Here is a 17,473-nt window from a genome sequence, read left to right on the forward strand (position 1 = left end):
GCATTCAATCTGTGAGAAAGCCACACGTAGAGGTCTTCTCAAAACCGGCTTCACTTTGGGCCTCGGCGCCGCCGCCGCGGCGTTTCCTGGCACGCCACAAGCCCAGGCCGCTCCAACGAGCTTCAGCGAGACGGTCGACCTTTCGCACGCGCTCTATGAAGGGTTTCCGACCTTTAGCGGCGAGAAATGGTTCACCGTCGAGCATTTGGTCACCTTCGCAAAGGACAAGGTGAACCTGAACCGCTGGACGATCGTCGAACACAGTGGCACCCATATGGACGCGCCCATCCATTTTTCTGCCGATGGCTTGACGGCCGATCTGATTCCCATCTCCGACCTGATCGTGCCTGTCGCGGTCATCAATATTGCTTCGCGGGCGGCCGAGAATGCGGACACATCTCTCACCCCCGACGATATCAAAGCGTGGGAGGCAAAGAACGGGCCTCTTCCGGAGGGATGCTGTGTGGTGATGAATTCCGGATGGCACAAGCTTCTGGACGATCCAAAGTTCACCGGCAATGACGGCGAGAAGAGAAATCATACCCCCGGCTTTCACGTCGAGACTGCGCAATTCCTGATAGGCGAGCGAAATGTTAAGGGCATTGGGGTCGACACCCTCTCCCTCGACACGGGGCTTAATTCGGGCGGGGCGTTTCCCGTCCACTACGAATGGCTTGGAAGCGGTCGCTGGGGCGTCGAGTGCCTTGCAAATCTAGACGCGATTCCTGAAGTCGGGGCGCGTCTCTTCCTCGGGATTCCGAAGGTGAGGGGCGCGACGGGCGGGCCGACTCGGGTGATCGCGCTTCTCTAGATCCACCCGGTGGCGACTGCGGTAAAAAGACGATCTGCGGGCTTGAGAGCCGTTTGAAAAATCGAGGGCTGGATGGCCCAGATCGCCAAGAAGACCAAGCGCAATCACCACGGACTCCTCTGCGCGCACGAGTATGACGACGTCTTCGCCGATTCCATCAACGAGCCCGAGGCGACGGCTATCTTCGCCAACGGATTGGAGCGTGCGGGTATTGGGCGGCGCGACCAGAAGGTGCCGTCGGTCGGTTCGGAGGATTTCGGGCAGTTCGGGCTGAGCGGCGCAAAGGCCGCGATGCTCTTTCTCGGGTCCAGCCCCGACTGGCCACGGTTCCATCCTCCTGATTATGACTTCCGCGACGAACTGATTCCGGTGGGTATCCGGATATTCTCGGAGACGCTGGCGGCCTGTCTGGATAACAGCTGAATGCGATCGTCTGCGATGTCCTGCCGACCGATGCCGCCGGCAGAAGTGTGCGGATAAGGTGTCGATGTGACCAAGAGAAAGACAGGCTGCCATTGACAACCTTCCCGTTCAGCGAAGCCATCCCGGTGCAGTTTCAGGCGCTGCTGCCGAAGACATCCGACGTCGTGATCGTTGGCGGAGGCATCATCGGCGTGATGACGGCACTGTTTCTGGCGCGACGGAACATCTCGGTCACGCTTGTCGAGAAGGGCCGCATCGCGGCCGAGCAGTCATCGCGCAACTGGGGTTGGATCCGGCAGCAAGGCCGCGACGCTGACGAACTGCCGATCATGATCGAAGCGCGCCAACTCTGGCAGCAACTTGCCGAAGAGTGCGGCGAGGATATCGGTCTGAGGCAGACCGGCATCACATACCTTGCGCGGACCGACACGGAGATGGCCGCGTTTGCTGCGTTCGTGCGGATCGCCGGCGCACACGGTGTCGACACACGCCTCCTCGACCCGAATGAGGTCGTGGATCTGATCCCCGCCATGTCGCGGCGCTACAAGGGCGGAATGATAACCCCGTCGGACATGCGGGCCGAGCCTTGGGTTGCCGTGCCGGCGATCGCTCGCCTGGCCGCCCGGGAAGGCGTCACGATCATCGAGAATTGCGCGGCGCGGATGCTTGACCGATCCGGCGGTCGGATCAGCGGCGTCTGGACCGAGAAGGGCCGCATCGCTACCTCGAATGTTCTCGTCGCCAGCGGCGCGTGGACATCGCTCTTCCTGCGCGCGCATGGCATCTCGATCCCGCAGCTCAGCGTCAGGTCGACCGTCGCCGCGACCGAGCCGATGCCCGAGATCTATGCGGGGGCAGCCACCGACGAACACATCGCCTTCCGGCGGCGGCAGGATGGCGGCTATACGCTCGCGTCGGGCGGTGCCAGCCAGCTCTATGTCGGCCCGGACGCATTCCGGCATGCGATCAAATACGTTCCCGCCTTGAGGGCAAATCCCCTGGGCACGCGATACCTGCCGGCGGCGCCAATGGGATATCCGGATGCCTGGTCGACGCCGCGCAAGTGGGACGCGACCCAGGAAAGTCCGTTCGAGCGGATGCGCATCCTGAACCCCGCTCCCGAACCCTCCGGGCTCCGCTCGATCGAGCGCGGGTTCAGGGAGCTTTTCCCTCAGGTCAAGGACGTGCGGCTGAAGGCGAGCTGGGCGGGCATGATCGATGCGATGCCGGACGTGGTGCCCATCGTCGACCGCGTAGCCGAGATTCCAGGCCTCGTCGTTGCGACCGGGATGAGCGGCCACGGTTTCGGCATCGGGCCCGGCATGGGCCGCGTCGTGTCGGACCTGATCCAGGGTAATGAGGTTGGCCACAACCTCAATCGGTTCCGCATCTCGCGATTCAGCGACGGCAGCCCGATCCGATTGGGGCCAGCCTTGTAGCCCCCATACCGACCATAATGACGGTGCTTGAGGCATGTCGCCGGCGGAATGATGGTGCCCGCTACGCAGGCTCATGCGCCATGATTTCCGGCATAGCGGTTCATCCCGATGTCCTTCGACGTGGCGCGCCGATGGATTTCCGCCATGGCGGAGTGGAACACCGCGTTCCGTGTCTCCAGTTCGGCGTGCGCGGCGAGGTGCGCCGGGACAAGCTCACGGATCTCGGCCAGTATGGCGGCTTCGTCGATCGTTTGCAGGCGGCCGTCATGGACGACGATCTGCCCCGCTATCATCACCGTTTCGATGGAAGAACCGTTCTCGGCATAGACGAGATGCTTGGCGATATCGTTGAGCGGGGTGAAGCTGAGGGTGGTGAGATCGAGGATCAGCAGATCAGCGGCCTTGCCGACTTCGAGCGAACCGGTGACATTCTCCAGCATGGCACTGCGTGCGCCGCCGATCGTCGCCATGGTCAGGATTTCCTCAGCACGGATCCACTGGTCATAATCCGGGCCGGAAACACTGTGGATCAGCCCGGCCACCCGCATGACGTCGAAGATGCGCGCCGTGTCGTTCGACGACATGCCATCGGTCCCGAGACCAACGGTTATGCCTGCATTCATCAGGCGGCGAATGGGAGCAATGCCGGCGCCGAGCTTCTGGTTGGAAATGGCATTGTGGGCAACGGAGCACCCTGCCTCGCCCATCGTCGCGATGTCCTTGTCGCTCACCCAGACGGAATGGGCGATCGTCGTGTTGCGCGACAGCACGCCGAGATCGCTCATATAGCCGATCAGGCTCTTGCCGTAGACTTCATGGCCGGTCACGGCCTGTGTCTTGGTTTCCAGGATATGCGTGTGTAGCGGCACGCCCATGTCAACGGCGAGTGCATGGCAGGCTTGCAGCAAGTCCGGGGTACAGCGTTGCGGCGCTGACGGTGCGATCATGAAATTGAGCCGGCCGGCCCTGCCATGCAGCGACGCGAAGGCGGAACGGCAGTAGTCCATATAGGCGTCGGTCGACATCGGCGGCCCGAAATCGAGCTTCTGCTGCAGGTGGAGCGGCATCACCTCGCGGGCGTAGGGCAGGGCGTCCAGCGCATGCACGTTCATGGCCGCGCTCGACACATTGGCGCGGATGCCCGCGTCCTCATAGGCCCTGAAGACGGCTGACAGCCGTGAGAGGTCGTGCGCAGGCGGATCGAAGAAGTCGTCGCATATCGTCGTGACGCCGCTGCGCAGCGATTCCATCGCGAGGAGAAGGCTGCGCAGGTAGAGAAGTCGCTCGTCGACGACAGGGCCCATCAGCAGGGGGTAGGCGTAGAGAAGCCAGAGCTCTAGCGGCATGCCTTCATATCGGCCGCGAAAGAAGGTTTCGCCCGAATGGGCATGGGCATTGACGAGGCCCGGCATTACCAGCCGGTTTTGGCCGTCGATTAAGGTGGCATCCGGCGCAGCCACGAGGTTCTGTCCGACGGCAGAGATGCGGCCGTCCTCGATAAGAATGTCGCCTTGGAACGGCTTGCTTCCGTTCCGGGCGCACATCGTCAAAAGGGTGGCGTTCTTGATCAGTGTCTGGGGCATGGGCATGTCCTGCTCGTGTCGCGCTGTACGCGCCCGGCTGCCGGTCCGGTGCGATGCCAGCCTGGTGTCTATTGGTCGCGCAGCTCACCGAAGCCGCTGGCGGCCTTGGTGCCGCCGCGCAGCTGCGTGCTGAGCCAGATGCCGAGAACGGTGGCTATGTAAGGCAAGGCGAGCAGCAGATCGTGCGGGACGCGGTCGCCGAAGGCGAGCTGCGCCCTGATGCCGAGCGCACCAACGACGGCGAAGAACACGGCTGCCAGAGTCGCGCCAATTGGATGACCCGCGCCGAATATGACGGCGGCAAATCCCATGAAGCCGCGGCCGGCTGTCATGTTCTGCGCAAAGATCTGAAGGCTCCCCGCAGCAAGCTCAGCGCCGGCGAGCGCGCAAAGCACGCCGCCGGTCATCAGCGCGACGAGGCGCATTGCCGCTGGATTGACACCCACACCGCGCGCGGCAAAGGGATGCTCGCCCGATGCCGCCAGACGCAGGCCGAAACGGGTTCGCCGCAAGACAACCCACATCGCGAAGACGATCGCCGGCATCATGACGACGAGGATCGAAAGCGACCCGAACGCCCCGAAGGCGGGTCCTATGCGCGGCAGGCCGAAGGGTGCGCTCACTGCGGCCTGCGTTCCAAAAATCGACTGCACGGCAAGCGCGGTTCCTCCGAGGCCGAGCCCTGTAAGCCCGAGGCCGGCAATGATCTGGTTGGCCTTGAGCTTCTCCACCACGAACCAGAACAGGATTGAGCCGAGGACGCACGCCGTGATCGCACCGAAAAGCGCGATCCAAATCGATTGCGTAAGCACGATGCCGAGGATCGTTGCGCATGCGCCGGTAATCATCAGGCCTTCGAGGCCGAGATGCCAGATGCCGGCTCGCTGGGCGATGACGCCGGCAAGGGTCACGTAGATCAGCGGAGTGCCCGACCGCAGGATGGCGATTACGAAGTCTTCCATATCCGTCCTCCGAGTTTTGCTATCCGGTCGACGGCGCTGGATTTCGCGGTGATGAACAGAGCAATGGCTGCGTTGATGATGTCGATTGCCGACGACGGCAGGCCGGCCATGATCGGCAGGTAGAGGGCGGCGGACGCTAGCCCACCGAAGAACAGCGACACGATAGCCGTGCCGACGACCGAGAAGTTGGCGACGAGTGCGATCAGGATTGCGGTGAAGCCGTGGCCCGGCAGGAAACCGCCGGTCAGTCGTCCGTTGGGGCCCATGAACTCTATCGTGCCGGCAAGACCGGCGAGCGCGCCGCTGAGCAGGAAACTTGCGAGCCCGATGCGCCATGTCTTCGCGCCCTGCCACTCGACCATCGTCGGATTGCGACCGGCAAGGCCAGAGAGCACGCCGAAGGCGGTTCTGTTGACCAGAAACCACATTGCCAGGCCGACCAGAACGGCGATGGCGATGATCGTCGGAGACAATCCGAGCGAGTCGCTGATCCGGTAAGCGCTGTCGAGCGGGCGGCTTGACGCCTGCTGCCCGGTGCCCGATGGGTCCTTGAGCGGTCCGGCCGTCACATAAAGCAGCACCAGACCGGCAATGAAATTGCCCATAAGCGTGGTGATCACCTCGTCCGCGCCGGATTTCAGCCGCAGGAGCCCGGGCCAGAAAGCCCACAACGCACCACCCGACATGCCGGCGAAGAAGCAGGCGGTCATGAGGATCGGCGCCGGTGCGCCGTCAAGCCATTCGGCCATGAACGCGGCCGCGATGGCTCCCATGTAGAACTGGCCCTGGGCGCCGATGTTGAAGTAGCCCGCCCGGAAGGAGACGGCCACGCCGACAGCCGTGATGAACAGGGGAAGCCCCCAACGAAGTGCCTGTTGCAGGGCGCCGGGTCTGAGGAAAGCGCCATCGGCGATCGACTGGAACATCAGGGGCGCCGAATAGCCGGCGGCCTGAAAGATAACCCCGCAAAGCGCAAGGGCGATCAGGATGAAGATCAGCGCGCGGAAAACGGAGACGAACCGATCGATCATCCGAGCACTCCTGTCATGGCTGCGCCGACGGCTGTGATGTCATAGGGTGGACGGAACTCGGCGACGATGCGCCCGGACAGCATGACAACGACGCGGTCCGAGATATCGAAGATCTCGTCGAGATCCGAAGAGATGAACAGCAGGCCGCAACCGCGCGCCCGCGCATCGAGCATCGATTGCCATACGAACGACGTTGCGCCGATATCGAGACCTCGCGTGGGCTGCGCCGCAAGAATAAGGCGGGCGTTTTCGTCCATCTCACGCGACAGGATCACCTTCTGGGCGTTCCCGCCCGATAGCGAGCCGGCCCGCTGACCGACATCGGAATAGCGGACATCCCATTGCTTGAGGGCGGTATCGCATTGCTTGCGCAGAGCAGAGGGGCTGATGGCGGACAGGAGCGGTCTCTGAAGGAGACCGCGCGCCGACCAGTTTTCCCAAAGAGAGCTGGTCAGGCTAAGGCCTTCGACATTCCGTTCGAAGGGAATGACGCGCAGTCCGGCCGCTCGTCGTGCAGCGAGTGGTGCGCGGGTCACGTCCATCCTGTCGATGGAGATATCGCCGCTGACGACATCAGCCAGTGCCGAGATCGCGCGCACAAGCGTTCTCTGCCCGTTGCCCTCGACGCCGGCCACGCCGACGATTTCCCCGGGGCGAACCTCGAGGCTGATCTCGTCGAGCGCCGGGCCTTCGGGATCGCGCCGCGTGGAAACGGCGCGCATCTTGAGGACCGGGGCGGCAGCATCGGTGTCCGCAACATGCTGTTCGGCATGGGTGATCACTGCTGCGCCTGTCAAAGCCGCCTTGTCGTCCGAGCTGAGGTTGCGGGCGGCGGCTGGCCCGATGATAAGCTCGGCCAGCCGATCCGCATCAATCCCGTCGCAGGACAGCGGTCCGTCGACGAGCTTTCCGCCGCGCAGAACCGCCACCGTATCCGCAATCGCCAGAACCTCCCGTATCTTGTGCAGGATGAGGATGACCGTGACGCCGCGCTCCTTGAGACGTCGGACCCGATCGAAAAGCTTCTCAGCGCCTTCGGGAGACAGGACCGCGGTCGGCTCATCCAGGATGAGGAGCTTCGCATCCGAGACGAGGGCTCTGGCGATTTCAACACTCTGCTGGGTTTCCACCGGCAGGTCGCGGATACGCTGCTTGGCCTTCACCTTCACATGGAGCGCATCGAGATGATGCTGCCACCGCTTTTCGAGGGCTGCCTTTGTGAATAGCCCTCCACCTTCCGCGCCGAACTGCATGGCTTCGGCAACCGTGAAAGAGGGGGGAAGGGCAAAACTCTGGTGGACGAGTTCGACGCCCGAACGCCGGGCATCCCTCACGTTTCCACCCGCAAGCGGGCGGCCGTCGATTTTGAGCTCGCCCGATGCAGGGCGCACGAGACCGGCCAGGACTCGGGCAAAAGTCGTCTTGCCCGCGCCGTTTTGGCCGACCACGGCGTGGATCATGCCCCGTTCGAAGACTGCTCCGACATCGGAGAGCGCGACAATGTGACCGTAGCGCACGGTCACATTGCGGCATTCAAATATGGGGGATCTGTCCTCGGTCACCGCAGCATGATCCAGTCGAAGGTCAGAGGCTCGTATTGAACGGCACCTTCAGCGACCCATCGAGGATCGCTGCGCGCGCCGCCGCTATTTCTGCCCCTGCCTCCTTGCCTTTGGCGATGATGTCAGCCGGTCCCTGCTGCGTGAAGAGGGGCGACGGAATGAAGTCGATGACGCCTGTTCCAAGGCCGGTATGCTCATGTGTGCCACCGGAAAAATCGCTGCCGAGTGCCTTCGTGACCTCGTTGTAAAGCGAGGTGCCGAAGTCGAGGCCGACGATCGAGATCACGGACTTTGGCCCCTGCGGGAACTGGGCCGGGTCGAGCACGCTCACCAGGCGGCCTTCCGCCTCGTTTGCGGCGGCGATGATGCCGAAGTCGGTTGCCGCGGCGTCGGTCTGGATGAAGTCGATACCGCTCGAGTACATCTGCGTGGCGATTTCCTGGCCCTTGGCCGGGTCCTGGAAAGAGCCCGCGAATGCAATGGCGACGGATACGTCTGGACGCACGGACTGGGCGCCTGCCTTGAACGCATTGTAGTCGGCATTGATCGGCGGAATGGAAACACCACCGATGAAGCCGAGCTTTCCTGCTTTGCTCACACGCGCGGCGAAAATGCCGGAGAGATAGCACCCCAGATAGTAATCATAGGAAACGGTGACGACATTCGGGATCGCCGGCTCGAAGGGATCTGCAAACAGCTGGATCCACTTGGTATTGGGATAGGAGGGAGCGAGCGCCTTGAAGGGTTCCGCGACCTCGTTGAAGGTCGAGACGATCACTGCCGCACCAGCATCGCCCAGCGTACGGAAAATGGTCTCGTAGGTCGCCGGGTCCTGAGCGTATACCGCGCGATACTGGAAGCCTTGCTCCTCGGAGAGCTGCTTGAGCTTGGCAATCATCGAGTCCACCGGACCGGCATCGCCTGCCGCCTGCGTGTGAACCAGCGCCACGAGGCCGCCCGAAGCGTGCGCGGCAGCTGTCAGCAGGCCGCCCGCCATTGTGAAGGCAGCCAATCCTGCCGAGGCCTTGAGGAGGCTGCGGCGGCCGACCGGCCGGTGCAGCACATTCATTTCATTTGAAGTCTTGTTGGTCATGTTCCCTTTTCCTTGCTCTAGAGGTTCGATATCTGCAACTTCTTATTGGGGTGGCTTCTTTCGCCGCCCGGTCGTCATCGGGATGCAAGGTTTGCATCCTCTTCCTCAGGCGCCGGGAGAAAACGGCGCCGGATTCATGATCATCACGTCCTGGCTCTGAATGGCGCCGAGAGACCAGACGCCGGAGATGAACGCCTGCCATTCCGGGTCGGCATACATGGCTGCCCGCCGCGTCTCGCGGTCGGCGAGGCTGTCATAACGCCACATCAGGACCGTCGTGTGCAGGCGGCCGATCTCGCTGACATAGAGTCCGAGAAAGGTGTTGAGATGCCGCTTCTGGATCGGCAGACCCTCGGTCTCGTATTTCTTCAGCCAGCCATCGACTGTTCCCGGCCGAAATGTGTACGTGCGATGTTCCACGATCATCTGGATGCCTCGTCGAGAATGAATTCGGCGGCTCGCTCCCCGATCATGATCGACGGCGCGTTCGTGTTGCCGCTGGAAATGATTGGCATGATCGAGGCGTCCGCTACGCGCAGGCCCTCGATGCCGTGAACTTTCAGTCGGGCGTCGACCACGGCCATCGGGTCGTTGCCCATCTTGCAGGTGCCGACCGGATGGAAGGTCGTCATGGCATTGGTACGCAGCCACTTGACCATTTCGGCATCGCTTTCGACGGCCAGACCCGGGGCGAGCTCCTTGCCGCGATATTTTTCGAAAGCCTTCTGCTTGATGATGTCGCGCGTCATGCGGATCGCGTTGATCATCGTGCGAATGTCAAACTCGGTTTGCAGGTAGTTCGCGTTGATGCGCGGCCGGTCCATCGGATCGGCCGAGCGCAGCCTGATCTCGCCGCGGCTCTCGGGATTGACCGGGCCGACGCGCAACGAGAAGCCATGGTTGGCCTCCACCCGCTCTTTCTTGAACGGGTTTGGAAAATGCAGGTTCGCCGTCTTTTCGAGCGCCGGCATGAAGTGAAGCTGGATGTCAGGCGCGGCCAGATCGGTGCGCGACTTGACGAAGGCCCCGGCTTCGTAGGGGAAAGTCGTGGCGATGCCTTCACCGAACAGCATGCCCTGGATCACCGACCAGGTGAGCTTGTCGGCGCGTAGGTCCGAATAGAGCGTGACCGGCTCCCGGCATTCATAGGCCATGACGCAATCGACATGATCCTGAAGGTTCTTGCCGACACCAGGAAGATCCTGGACGACAGGGATGTCATGCTGCGCGAGCTCGTCGGCAGCGCCGATCCCCGAAAGCATGAGGATCTGCGGCGAGTTGACGACGCCGGCCGACAGGATCACCTGGCGGTCTGCATAGGCTCTCGAAATGTTGCCTTTTCGGCTGAACTCGACGCCGACAGCCTGGCCGTTCTCGATGAGGATGCGCCTCGTATGGGCGCGGGTGATGATCGTCAGATTCGGGCGTTTCTTTGCCGGCCGCAGGAACGCATAGGCTGCCGAGCAGCGTTTGCCCTTCGCGATGGTGAAGTCATAACGGCCGAAGCCTTCCTGCTCTTCGCCGTTGAAATCATCGTTGTGAGGATATCCCGCCTGTCCGCCTGCCTCGTGAAAGACATCGAGCAGGCTGTTCCAGCCGCGCGCCCGGCAGACGGTCAGTTCGCCTTCGGCGTTGTGATAGGCGCCATTGCGCTGCACATGGGTCTCCGAGCGGAGGAACGCTGGCAACACCTCATCGTAGGACCATCCTGTGGCGCCCATCTGCGCCCAGCGATCGTAGTCGTGCCGGTTTCCGCGAACATAGATCATGCCGTTGATGGTGGATGTGCCGCCGAGCACCTTGCCACGAGGCCAGTAGAGCGACCGTCCGTTCAGATGCGGCTCGGGCTCTGTGTGATAGTGCCAGTTGTAGATGCCCGAATGGAAAAGCTTGCCCATCAGCATGGGCAGCCGGAACAGCGGGTTGAGATCCCTGCCGCCGGCCTCGAGCAGAAGCACCTTGTTGGCGGGATCGGCGGACAGGCGGTTTGCCAGAACGCAGCCTGCCGAACCGGCGCCGATGATGATGAAATCGAATGTCTTCGTTGCCGCCATGGTCACCACGCGATGGGACGAGAGCCCATCTCCTCCAGGTAGCGGTTGCAAAGAATGAATGGATTGGGTCTGGAAAGGACGGCTTCGGCGCGGGCGGGATGATCGCGCAGAACGCAGCGAAGATGCCCGCCCGCGTTCTCGTCGATTCCCGCTTCTGCCAGTGCTTCCGCGGCGGCGTCGCCGAACCCGAGGAATACCAGCGGCTTTTCCCGCGAGGCAAGGGCGCGCAAGGTTTCCACGATCAGCGGACGCCAGAGCCGGAGATGGCCCTTGGACTGATGCGGATCCACATCCACCTTGAAGCGAGTGAGCGTCAGCGAGGCATTCAGTAGGAGAACGCCTTTCGAGACCCAGCGGTCCGCGATATCGGACGGCTGCTCGATGTCGGCTGCACCGCTCTCCATGGCTGCAAGTGTCTTCGGCCAATCGTCGAAGCTGCGGGTATAGGACAGGTCACCGGTGCGCGCTGCCAGGATCATCTGCATGTAGGCACGGATGCTCTTTGAAAACATCTTGTCGAGCTCGTGCCATCCCGCCAGGTTTCCAGCTTCAAATGCCCGTCCGGTGGCAAACCCGGGTTCGGGGTAGGGGTCCTGGCCCAGAACGACACAGTGAACCTCATCGGGGGCGATTCCGTCGAAAGCTCTCAGGCAATGCGCGCCCGCAGGCATTCCCGGAAAGTGCTTGCCGCGACGGACGGGAAAGATCGGTTCCCAGACCTCGAGCTCAAGTTCGGCCGCGATCCCGTCAATATCCGGCCCCGCATGCCTGATCAGTGCACGCCAGGGTCCGTTCAGATCGGCGGACCAATCTGAAAGGAATTCCTCCATGGCGGTCTTTAGCAACATTGCCATTCGCACCCTCTCCAAGGTGGTCGACTGCGGCAGCTCCTCCAGGAACCTGACCGTTTTGTCAGCTTTTCATGAAAAAACTTGACCAGATTGTCAACTTCTTTTTTAGTGGTGCTTCGATTCTCGAGGCCTCATAAAATCCGGTTGAAAGGTCTCTGAGCAAAAACGAACTGTTGACCCGGGTGATCATCCAGGCGCAAAAAATCAATGAAAATAACGGAATAACCAATGGCAGAAGAACTGAACGCGCCCCGTGCTTCCGCTGAAAAAGGGCACCCGTCGCAAGCCGCGTCGGATGAGCCGATCAGAGCGAGGAACGTGCTCAAGATCCTGACAGCGGCTGTCGAGATCTTCTCGCGGAAGGGCCTTGATGGTGCCCGCATCGTTGAGATCGCGAAGGCCTCAGGGCTGCCGAAGGGCAATGTCTACTATTACTTCTCGTCGAAAGAGGAGATCTACAATGCCGCCATCGATCGCCTCATCCATAGTTGGGACGACGCGTTTCGGCATATATCGGCCGATCGTGAGCCCGGCGAGGCAATCGAGGCTTACATTCGAGCGAAGCTGGACCATGCCCGGGAGAATGCCGCAGAGACGCGCCTTTTCGCAAACGAGATACTGCAGGGAGCTGTACATCTCTCGACCGAGGCTCGCGATCATATGCGAACCGTCACGTCCGAGAAGGCCCGGGTGATCGATATTTGGGCCATGGCCGGAAAGATAGAGAAAGTCGACGCGCGCCATCTGTTCATTCTGTTGTGGTCCGCGACGCAGTTCTATGCCGAGTTCGAGGCTCTCGCCTGCGATGCGCTACATGTCAGCCAGCTAAAGGTGGCTGACTACAATTTGGCTGCGAAGACGATCACGGAGACGGTCTTGCGGGGGCTCCTTACCCGTCCATCGTGATGGACAATGCGGCAGGGAGTCCGACCTCTGCGGCGACTGATGAGTTGGCAGCTCATCGGGGCAGCCCGGCCCCCTTAAGCGGGCGCGGAAGTGCCGAGAGCTACGGCCAGGACATCAACAAGGCCACGGCCGGCGCTGCCGTCGACGTCGAGGCGCGGATTGTAGATGGCGACCTCGAGCCCGACCGCCTTGCCGCTTGCCAGGATGATCCGGAGCGCTGCCGATAGCTCGTCCCACGACAGCCCGCCCGGTACGCGGAAATCGACCGCCGGCATGATCGCATCGTCGAGACAATCGGCGTCTAAATGGATGAAGAAGCCGTCGAGCTCAGGCCGCGTCAGGTGGCCAACGGCCGCCCGGGCAGCGGCTTCGACGCCCAGGAGGCGGACGGCATGGAGATCGTAGGCCATGAGCTCCGCCGGTAAGGGCTGGCTGCCGAATTCGGCCTGGTCTTCGTGATCGCGAAAAGCGAAGGCGACAGCGTCCTCGGAGCGCACCAACGGACGGCGGCCCTCCAGGTCGGTCAGCAGCGCCGGCCCGTAGCCGGTGACGAAGGCCAGGTCCATGGACGCGCCTTCGCCGTTGGGCTCGGCCTCGGGCTGGAAGAAATCGGCGTGGCCGTCGATGAAGAACAGGCCGTAGCGGCCGCGCCGGCGCAGCGCGAGCATCGGGCCCAGCACGATCGTACAGTCGCCGCCCAGCACCACCGGGAATTCGCCTGCGTCCAGCACCTCCTCCACCGCGTTGGCGAGCTTGGGCGACCACGCCGCGATCGCGTTGGCGTTGAGCGTCAGGGTGGCAGGGTCGGGCTTCGGGTCTTTCGGCGGGACGGCCAGCCGCCCGGCATGGCGCGCATGGATTCGGTCGGCGAGGCCCAGTTCCAGCAGCCGACTGGGCAAGTCCTCCACGCCGTCGGTCGCCAGACCCAGCGCGGACGGCGCTTCAAGAATGGCATAGGGGCGGGTCGGCATCAGATGCTCCCAGGTATCGCGAGTGAGAACCGGCGCAGCGCCGGCGGTCTCTGCCACTAAGCGCTGCGCGCCCAAGGCAGCCTCGGTACGCAAGATCCCAAATTGCTCTTCAGGCCGCCACGCTCTTCGACCAGCACCGCTGACGGTATTTTTCTCGTCAATTCGATCGCGCTGTTTTCGCCGGAAATCGCACCACTCGGCCAATTGATAGCGAAAGTGGGCAAAACCGAGGAAATTTCAACCCGCCCAAGTCCCTTTTGAAGTCAAGATCGCAAGTTTTCTGACCGGCATGGAGACTGTTCCTGACTGCGTTCTGAGAGAAAGTTGCGAGGCTGGATCAATGGGTGCCGTAGCTCAAAACGATCCAAAACGGGCGCTCTTCTCAAAGGCCTTCATCCCAATACGGCATGCGCCCAATGCATCGCGCAAGGTGGTCGACGAAGGCGCGGACCTTCATCGACATGAGCCTGTTGCTGGGATAGACGGCATAAATCGTGCTGGCTGGAGGCTCCCAGGCGTCAAGCACGCGTCGCAGCGCGCCAGTACGCAGCGGCTCCGCTACCGCCCAAGTGGGCAGTAGGGCGATGCCGATGCCACCGAGCGCCGCAACGCGCAGCATCTCCGCATTATTGCTGCGAAAGCTGCCCCCCACGGCCACCCTTACCTCGCCAATTTTGCCGGCAAGGCGCCATTCATCGCCCCAAGGCAGGAGGCTGGTGCAGAGGCAGTTGTGCTTGGCAAGGTCGCCCGGCTCGCGCGGCGCTCCACGCTCCGTGAGATAAGCGGGCGCAGCACAGGCGACGAGCCGGGACGGCGCGAGCTTGCGCACGACAAGCGGCGAATCCTCGATCACGCCGATGCGGATCGCCAGATCGAGCCCTTCATCGACCAGACTCACATGCGCCGGGCTCAAAGCAATATCGACGGAAAGTTCCGGATAGCGCGTCAGGAACTCGGGGACGGCCGGCGCCACATGCATCCAGCCGAAGCTGTCGGGCGCCGAAATGCGAAGGGTGCCGCGCGGCTCGCGCTGCAGCGCGCTCGCCGCCTGTTCGGCAGCTTCGGCTTCGGCGAGAATCCGCGCACAGTGGCGGTAATAGGCTGCGCCCGCTTCGGTCATCGAGAGTCGACGCGTGGTGCGGTTGAGCAGGCGAACGCCCAGGCGCTCCTCGAGCCGCTGCACATGGGCGCTAACAGCAGATTTGGAGATTTTGAGGTGCCGTGCCGCCGCTGAGAAGCTGCCGCTATCAACGACGCGAGCGAACGCAGCGATTCCATCGAGCGGATCCATCGTCGGATTGTCCTGAAATCCGGACAGCATGTCCATACAATTCCGGCTAATCGACGGGCGAGAACGGACCTATGTCTCTTGGTGAGCCACCTGAGCCACAAAGGAGATCGACGATGGATGCCAAAGTTACAGCAGCCGAACCGTTCGTTCGCGAACCGGCGACCGGATCGACGCTCAACGTTCTGGGCATCACCCATATCTACAAAGCCACCGGCGCTGAGACTGCGGGGTCCTTCTCGCTCTGGGAGTCCGTGGTTCCGCCGGGCGCGGGAACGCCACCGCACACCCATGCCCGTGAGGATGAAGCCTTCTACGTGCTGAGTGGCGAACTCGTCATCGAATTCGAGGGCGAACCGGCACCTCACCGCGTTGCGCCCGGCTGCTGTTTCTTCGGCCCGCGCGGCCGGCGCCATGCCATCCGCAATGTCGGCGACAAGCCGGCTCGCGTGCTCGTCCTTTGCGCGCCGAGTTGCGGCCTTGATCAGATGTTTGGCGAATTGGACGTCGCGACCGCCGCCGACATGCCGGAAATGGCAAAGCTCATGGCCATCGCCGCCAAATACGGCGTCACCATCGAGCCGCCGGCTGCCTGAGATCTCGTTCCAGACCGCCAGCGCGCCCGTCAGGCGGGAAACAGAAATGCGGCGGCGGGATCGAAAAAAATCTGTCTGCTCGAGGCGATGCCTTCATGTGCTTGCGCCATGTCGGATGTCGGCCTGACGTCGATCTCCTGGCCGGCGGCCGTGCGCGCGATGACTCGCCGCCGCTCGCCGAAGAAGGCGGTGTCGATGAATTCGACCGCAAGCCCGGCAGTGGCCGGGCCGGGCCTCAGCCGAAACGCTTCCGGCCGCACCATCAGCCGGGTCTTCTGGCCATGGCTGAAGTCCTGATCGATCCTGACGCCGGAGACGACCGAGCCATCGGCCAGGCGGATCGTGGCGGAGCCGTTGACGGTTTCAAGATGCTCAGCCGGCAGGAAATTGGAATTTCCGATGAAGCTGGCCACGAATTCGCTCGCAGGTCTCAGATAGAGGTCCTCACCGGTGCCGATCTGCTCGATGCGCCCGTCCCGAAACAGGGCGATGCGATCCGAAAGATGCAGCGCCTCGTCCTGATCGTGGGTGACGTAAAGGATCGTTACGCCGGTTTCGCGATGGATGCGCCGTATCTCGGCCTGGATTTCCTCGCGCAGCTTTTTGTCGAGCGCCGAAAGCGGCTCGTCCATCAGAAGGATCGGCGGATCGTAGGCCAGCGCCCGGGCAAGCGCCACGCGCTGCTGCTGTCCGCCGGAAAGCGCGCCAGGATATCGGCCGCCGAAACTCTCGAGCCGGACCAGCGACAGCATCTCGGCGACTTTTCGGTTCACCTCGGCGTCCGGCCGGCGGCGCACGCGCAACGGAAAGGCAACGTTCTCGGCGACGGTGAGATGCTGGAACAGCGTGTAGCGCTGGAACACCATGCCGATATTGCGCTTGTGCGACGGCACCGACAGCAGCGACCTGCCTTCGAGAAGAACCTCGCCGGATGTCGGCTGCTGAAAGCCGGCGACCGCGTAGAGCGTCGTCGATTTGCCGGAGCCGGAAGGGCCGAGGAAGGTCAGGAATTCGCCCTTAGGTATATCGATCGTGACATCGTGCACCGCGACGAAGCTGCCGAATGTCTTGCGCAGGTAGCGAATGGAGAGAAACGGTTCGGTCATTTCGACAGTTTCCGCCGAATGAGTGCGGTTACGATCATCAGGCTCAAGGTCAGAAGTACCAGAAGGCTGGAGGCGGCGGCGATGACCGGGCTGAGATCCTGGCGCAGGCTGCCCCAGATCTTGACCGGCAAGGTCTGCAAGGTGGGGCTGGCCATGAAGATCGCGACCACCACCTCGTCCCACGAGGCGAGGAAGGCAAAGATCGCCGCCGAAAAAATCCCGATCTTGATCGCCGGCAAGGTGACCCGGAGTTTTGCCTCGAATGGGCTTGCGCCGCAGACGATCGCCGCATCCTCGATGGATTTGTCAAAACCTTCGAGTGCCGCGGTGATGGGAATGATGGCGAAGGGGAGTGCCAGGACTGTGTGTGCGATGACGAAGCCTGCCGTGGTGCCGCCGAGCCCGATCCGCAGGAAGAATGCATAGATGGCGATGGCGAAGACCACGACCGGCAGCACCATTGGCGTCAGCAGCAGGCCGCGAAGCGTGTTGCGCCCGCGAAACTGTCCCCTGACCAGGGCGAAAGAAGCCAGGAGCCCGATGACGACGGCAAGAATCGCGACCATGGTGGCAATGCGCGCGCTGGTCAGCGCTGCTTCGAGCCAAGCCGGATCGGCGAACAGCTCCGCATACCATTTCAGCGTCCAGCCGGGCGGCGGAAAAGCCAGCCACCGCGACGATCCGAACGACAAAAGCACGATGAAGACCACCGGCAGCAGCAGAAACGCGGCAACCAGGCCGGTGAAACCCAGAAGTGCTGCGCGCAGCCAGCCCAGCCGGTCGTAGTCGAGCAGCAT

General features: G+C 62.6%; 17 protein-coding genes. 5 read left to right on the forward strand and 12 right to left on the reverse strand.

Translation table 11 applies throughout. The features are described 5' to 3' along the window. Positions 1-55: 55 nt before the first annotated feature. From CIT25_RS06275 to CIT25_RS06285, 3 genes are all read left to right on the forward strand, one after another. Complete coding sequence (locus tag CIT25_RS06275) at positions 56-811, forward strand: cyclase family protein (protein ID WP_158302519.1); 756 nt, start codon at positions 56-58, stop codon at positions 809-811. A 72-nt stretch (positions 812-883) separates the two neighbouring features. Then, positions 884-1,234, forward strand: a complete 351-nt coding sequence (locus tag CIT25_RS06280; protein ID WP_095483686.1) for a M20/M25/M40 family metallo-hydrolase — start codon at positions 884-886, stop codon at positions 1,232-1,234. Between the two features lie 92 nt (positions 1,235-1,326). Further along, positions 1,327-2,673: an NAD(P)/FAD-dependent oxidoreductase gene (locus CIT25_RS06285; protein ID WP_095483687.1), complete on the forward strand. Its 1,347-nt coding sequence runs from the start codon at positions 1,327-1,329 to the stop codon at positions 2,671-2,673. Positions 2,674-2,744: 71 nt separating this feature from the next. Here CIT25_RS06285 and CIT25_RS06290 read toward each other — a convergent pair whose 3' ends face one another. The 8 genes from CIT25_RS06290 to CIT25_RS06325 form a co-directional block, all read right to left on the reverse strand. Next, the gene (locus CIT25_RS06290; protein ID WP_095483688.1) at positions 2,745-4,256 is read right to left on the reverse strand and encodes an amidohydrolase family protein; all 1,512 of its coding nucleotides are present in this window, start codon (positions 4,254-4,256) and stop codon (positions 2,745-2,747) included. Between the two features lie 68 nt (positions 4,257-4,324). Continuing rightward, positions 4,325-5,218: an ABC transporter permease gene (locus CIT25_RS06295; protein WP_095483689.1), complete on the reverse strand. Its 894-nt coding sequence runs from the start codon at positions 5,216-5,218 to the stop codon at positions 4,325-4,327. Continuing rightward, entirely contained in the window at positions 5,203-6,249 is a 1,047-nt protein-coding gene (locus CIT25_RS06300; RefSeq protein ID WP_095483690.1) for an ABC transporter permease, read from the reverse strand. The genes CIT25_RS06295 and CIT25_RS06300 overlap by 16 nt, the downstream gene beginning before the upstream one ends. Then, a complete protein-coding gene (locus CIT25_RS06305) occupies positions 6,246-7,811 on the reverse strand; it encodes an ABC transporter ATP-binding protein (protein WP_095483691.1) in 1,566 nt (521 codons plus the stop codon). The genes CIT25_RS06300 and CIT25_RS06305 overlap by 4 nt, the downstream gene beginning before the upstream one ends. Before the next feature lie 22 nt (positions 7,812-7,833). Continuing rightward, positions 7,834-8,904 carry a BMP family ABC transporter substrate-binding protein gene (locus CIT25_RS06310; protein ID WP_095483692.1) on the reverse strand — a complete coding sequence of 357 codons (1,071 nt, stop codon included), beginning with the start codon at positions 8,902-8,904 and terminating at the stop codon, positions 7,834-7,836. A 105-nt stretch (positions 8,905-9,009) separates the two neighbouring features. Beyond that, on the reverse strand, positions 9,010-9,330 hold the full coding sequence (locus CIT25_RS06315) for an NIPSNAP family protein (RefSeq protein WP_095483693.1): 321 nt from the start codon (positions 9,328-9,330) through the stop codon (positions 9,010-9,012). After that, entirely contained in the window at positions 9,327-10,958 is a 1,632-nt protein-coding gene (locus CIT25_RS06320; protein ID WP_095483694.1) for a GMC family oxidoreductase, read from the reverse strand. Before CIT25_RS06320 ends, CIT25_RS06315 begins: the two co-directional genes overlap by 4 nt. A gap of 2 nt (positions 10,959-10,960) precedes the next feature. Further along, positions 10,961-11,812, reverse strand: a complete 852-nt coding sequence (locus CIT25_RS06325) for a uracil-DNA glycosylase family protein (RefSeq protein WP_245329774.1) — start codon at positions 11,810-11,812, stop codon at positions 10,961-10,963. A 225-nt stretch (positions 11,813-12,037) separates the two neighbouring features. Here CIT25_RS06325 and CIT25_RS06330 point away from each other — a divergent pair, with 225 nt between their 5' ends. Next, the gene (locus CIT25_RS06330; RefSeq protein WP_095483696.1) at positions 12,038-12,715 is read left to right on the forward strand and encodes a TetR family transcriptional regulator C-terminal domain-containing protein; all 678 of its coding nucleotides are present in this window, start codon (positions 12,038-12,040) and stop codon (positions 12,713-12,715) included. 74 nt (positions 12,716-12,789) lie between these two features. On the opposite strand, the gene CIT25_RS06335 is transcribed toward CIT25_RS06330, so the two are convergent. Both CIT25_RS06335 and CIT25_RS06340 read right to left on the reverse strand, forming a co-directional pair. Then, positions 12,790-13,686: an arginase family protein gene (locus tag CIT25_RS06335; protein WP_095483994.1), complete on the reverse strand. Its 897-nt coding sequence runs from the start codon at positions 13,684-13,686 to the stop codon at positions 12,790-12,792. Positions 13,687-14,068: 382 nt separating this feature from the next. Continuing rightward, positions 14,069-14,977 (reverse strand): LysR family transcriptional regulator, encoded by a 909-nt coding sequence (locus tag CIT25_RS06340; protein WP_095483995.1) that lies wholly within the window; start codon positions 14,975-14,977, stop codon positions 14,069-14,071. Between the two features lie 113 nt (positions 14,978-15,090). Here CIT25_RS06340 and CIT25_RS06345 point away from each other — a divergent pair, with 113 nt between their 5' ends. After that, positions 15,091-15,570 carry a cupin domain-containing protein gene (locus CIT25_RS06345; RefSeq protein ID WP_158302520.1) on the forward strand — a complete coding sequence of 160 codons (480 nt, stop codon included), beginning with the start codon at positions 15,091-15,093 and terminating at the stop codon, positions 15,568-15,570. A gap of 29 nt (positions 15,571-15,599) precedes the next feature. Here CIT25_RS06345 and CIT25_RS06350 read toward each other — a convergent pair whose 3' ends face one another. Both CIT25_RS06350 and CIT25_RS06355 read right to left on the reverse strand, forming a co-directional pair. Beyond that, positions 15,600-16,676, reverse strand: coding sequence for an ABC transporter ATP-binding protein (locus CIT25_RS06350; RefSeq protein WP_095483698.1), 1,077 nt, complete (start codon positions 16,674-16,676; stop codon positions 15,600-15,602). Next, complete coding sequence (locus CIT25_RS06355) at positions 16,673-17,473, reverse strand: ABC transporter permease (RefSeq protein WP_095483699.1); 801 nt, start codon at positions 17,471-17,473, stop codon at positions 16,673-16,675. The genes CIT25_RS06350 and CIT25_RS06355 overlap by 4 nt, the downstream gene beginning before the upstream one ends.

The sequence above is a fragment of the Mesorhizobium mediterraneum genome (assembly GCF_002284565.1).
In the GTDB taxonomy this organism is placed as follows: Bacteria; Pseudomonadota; Alphaproteobacteria; order Rhizobiales; family Rhizobiaceae; genus Mesorhizobium; species Mesorhizobium mediterraneum.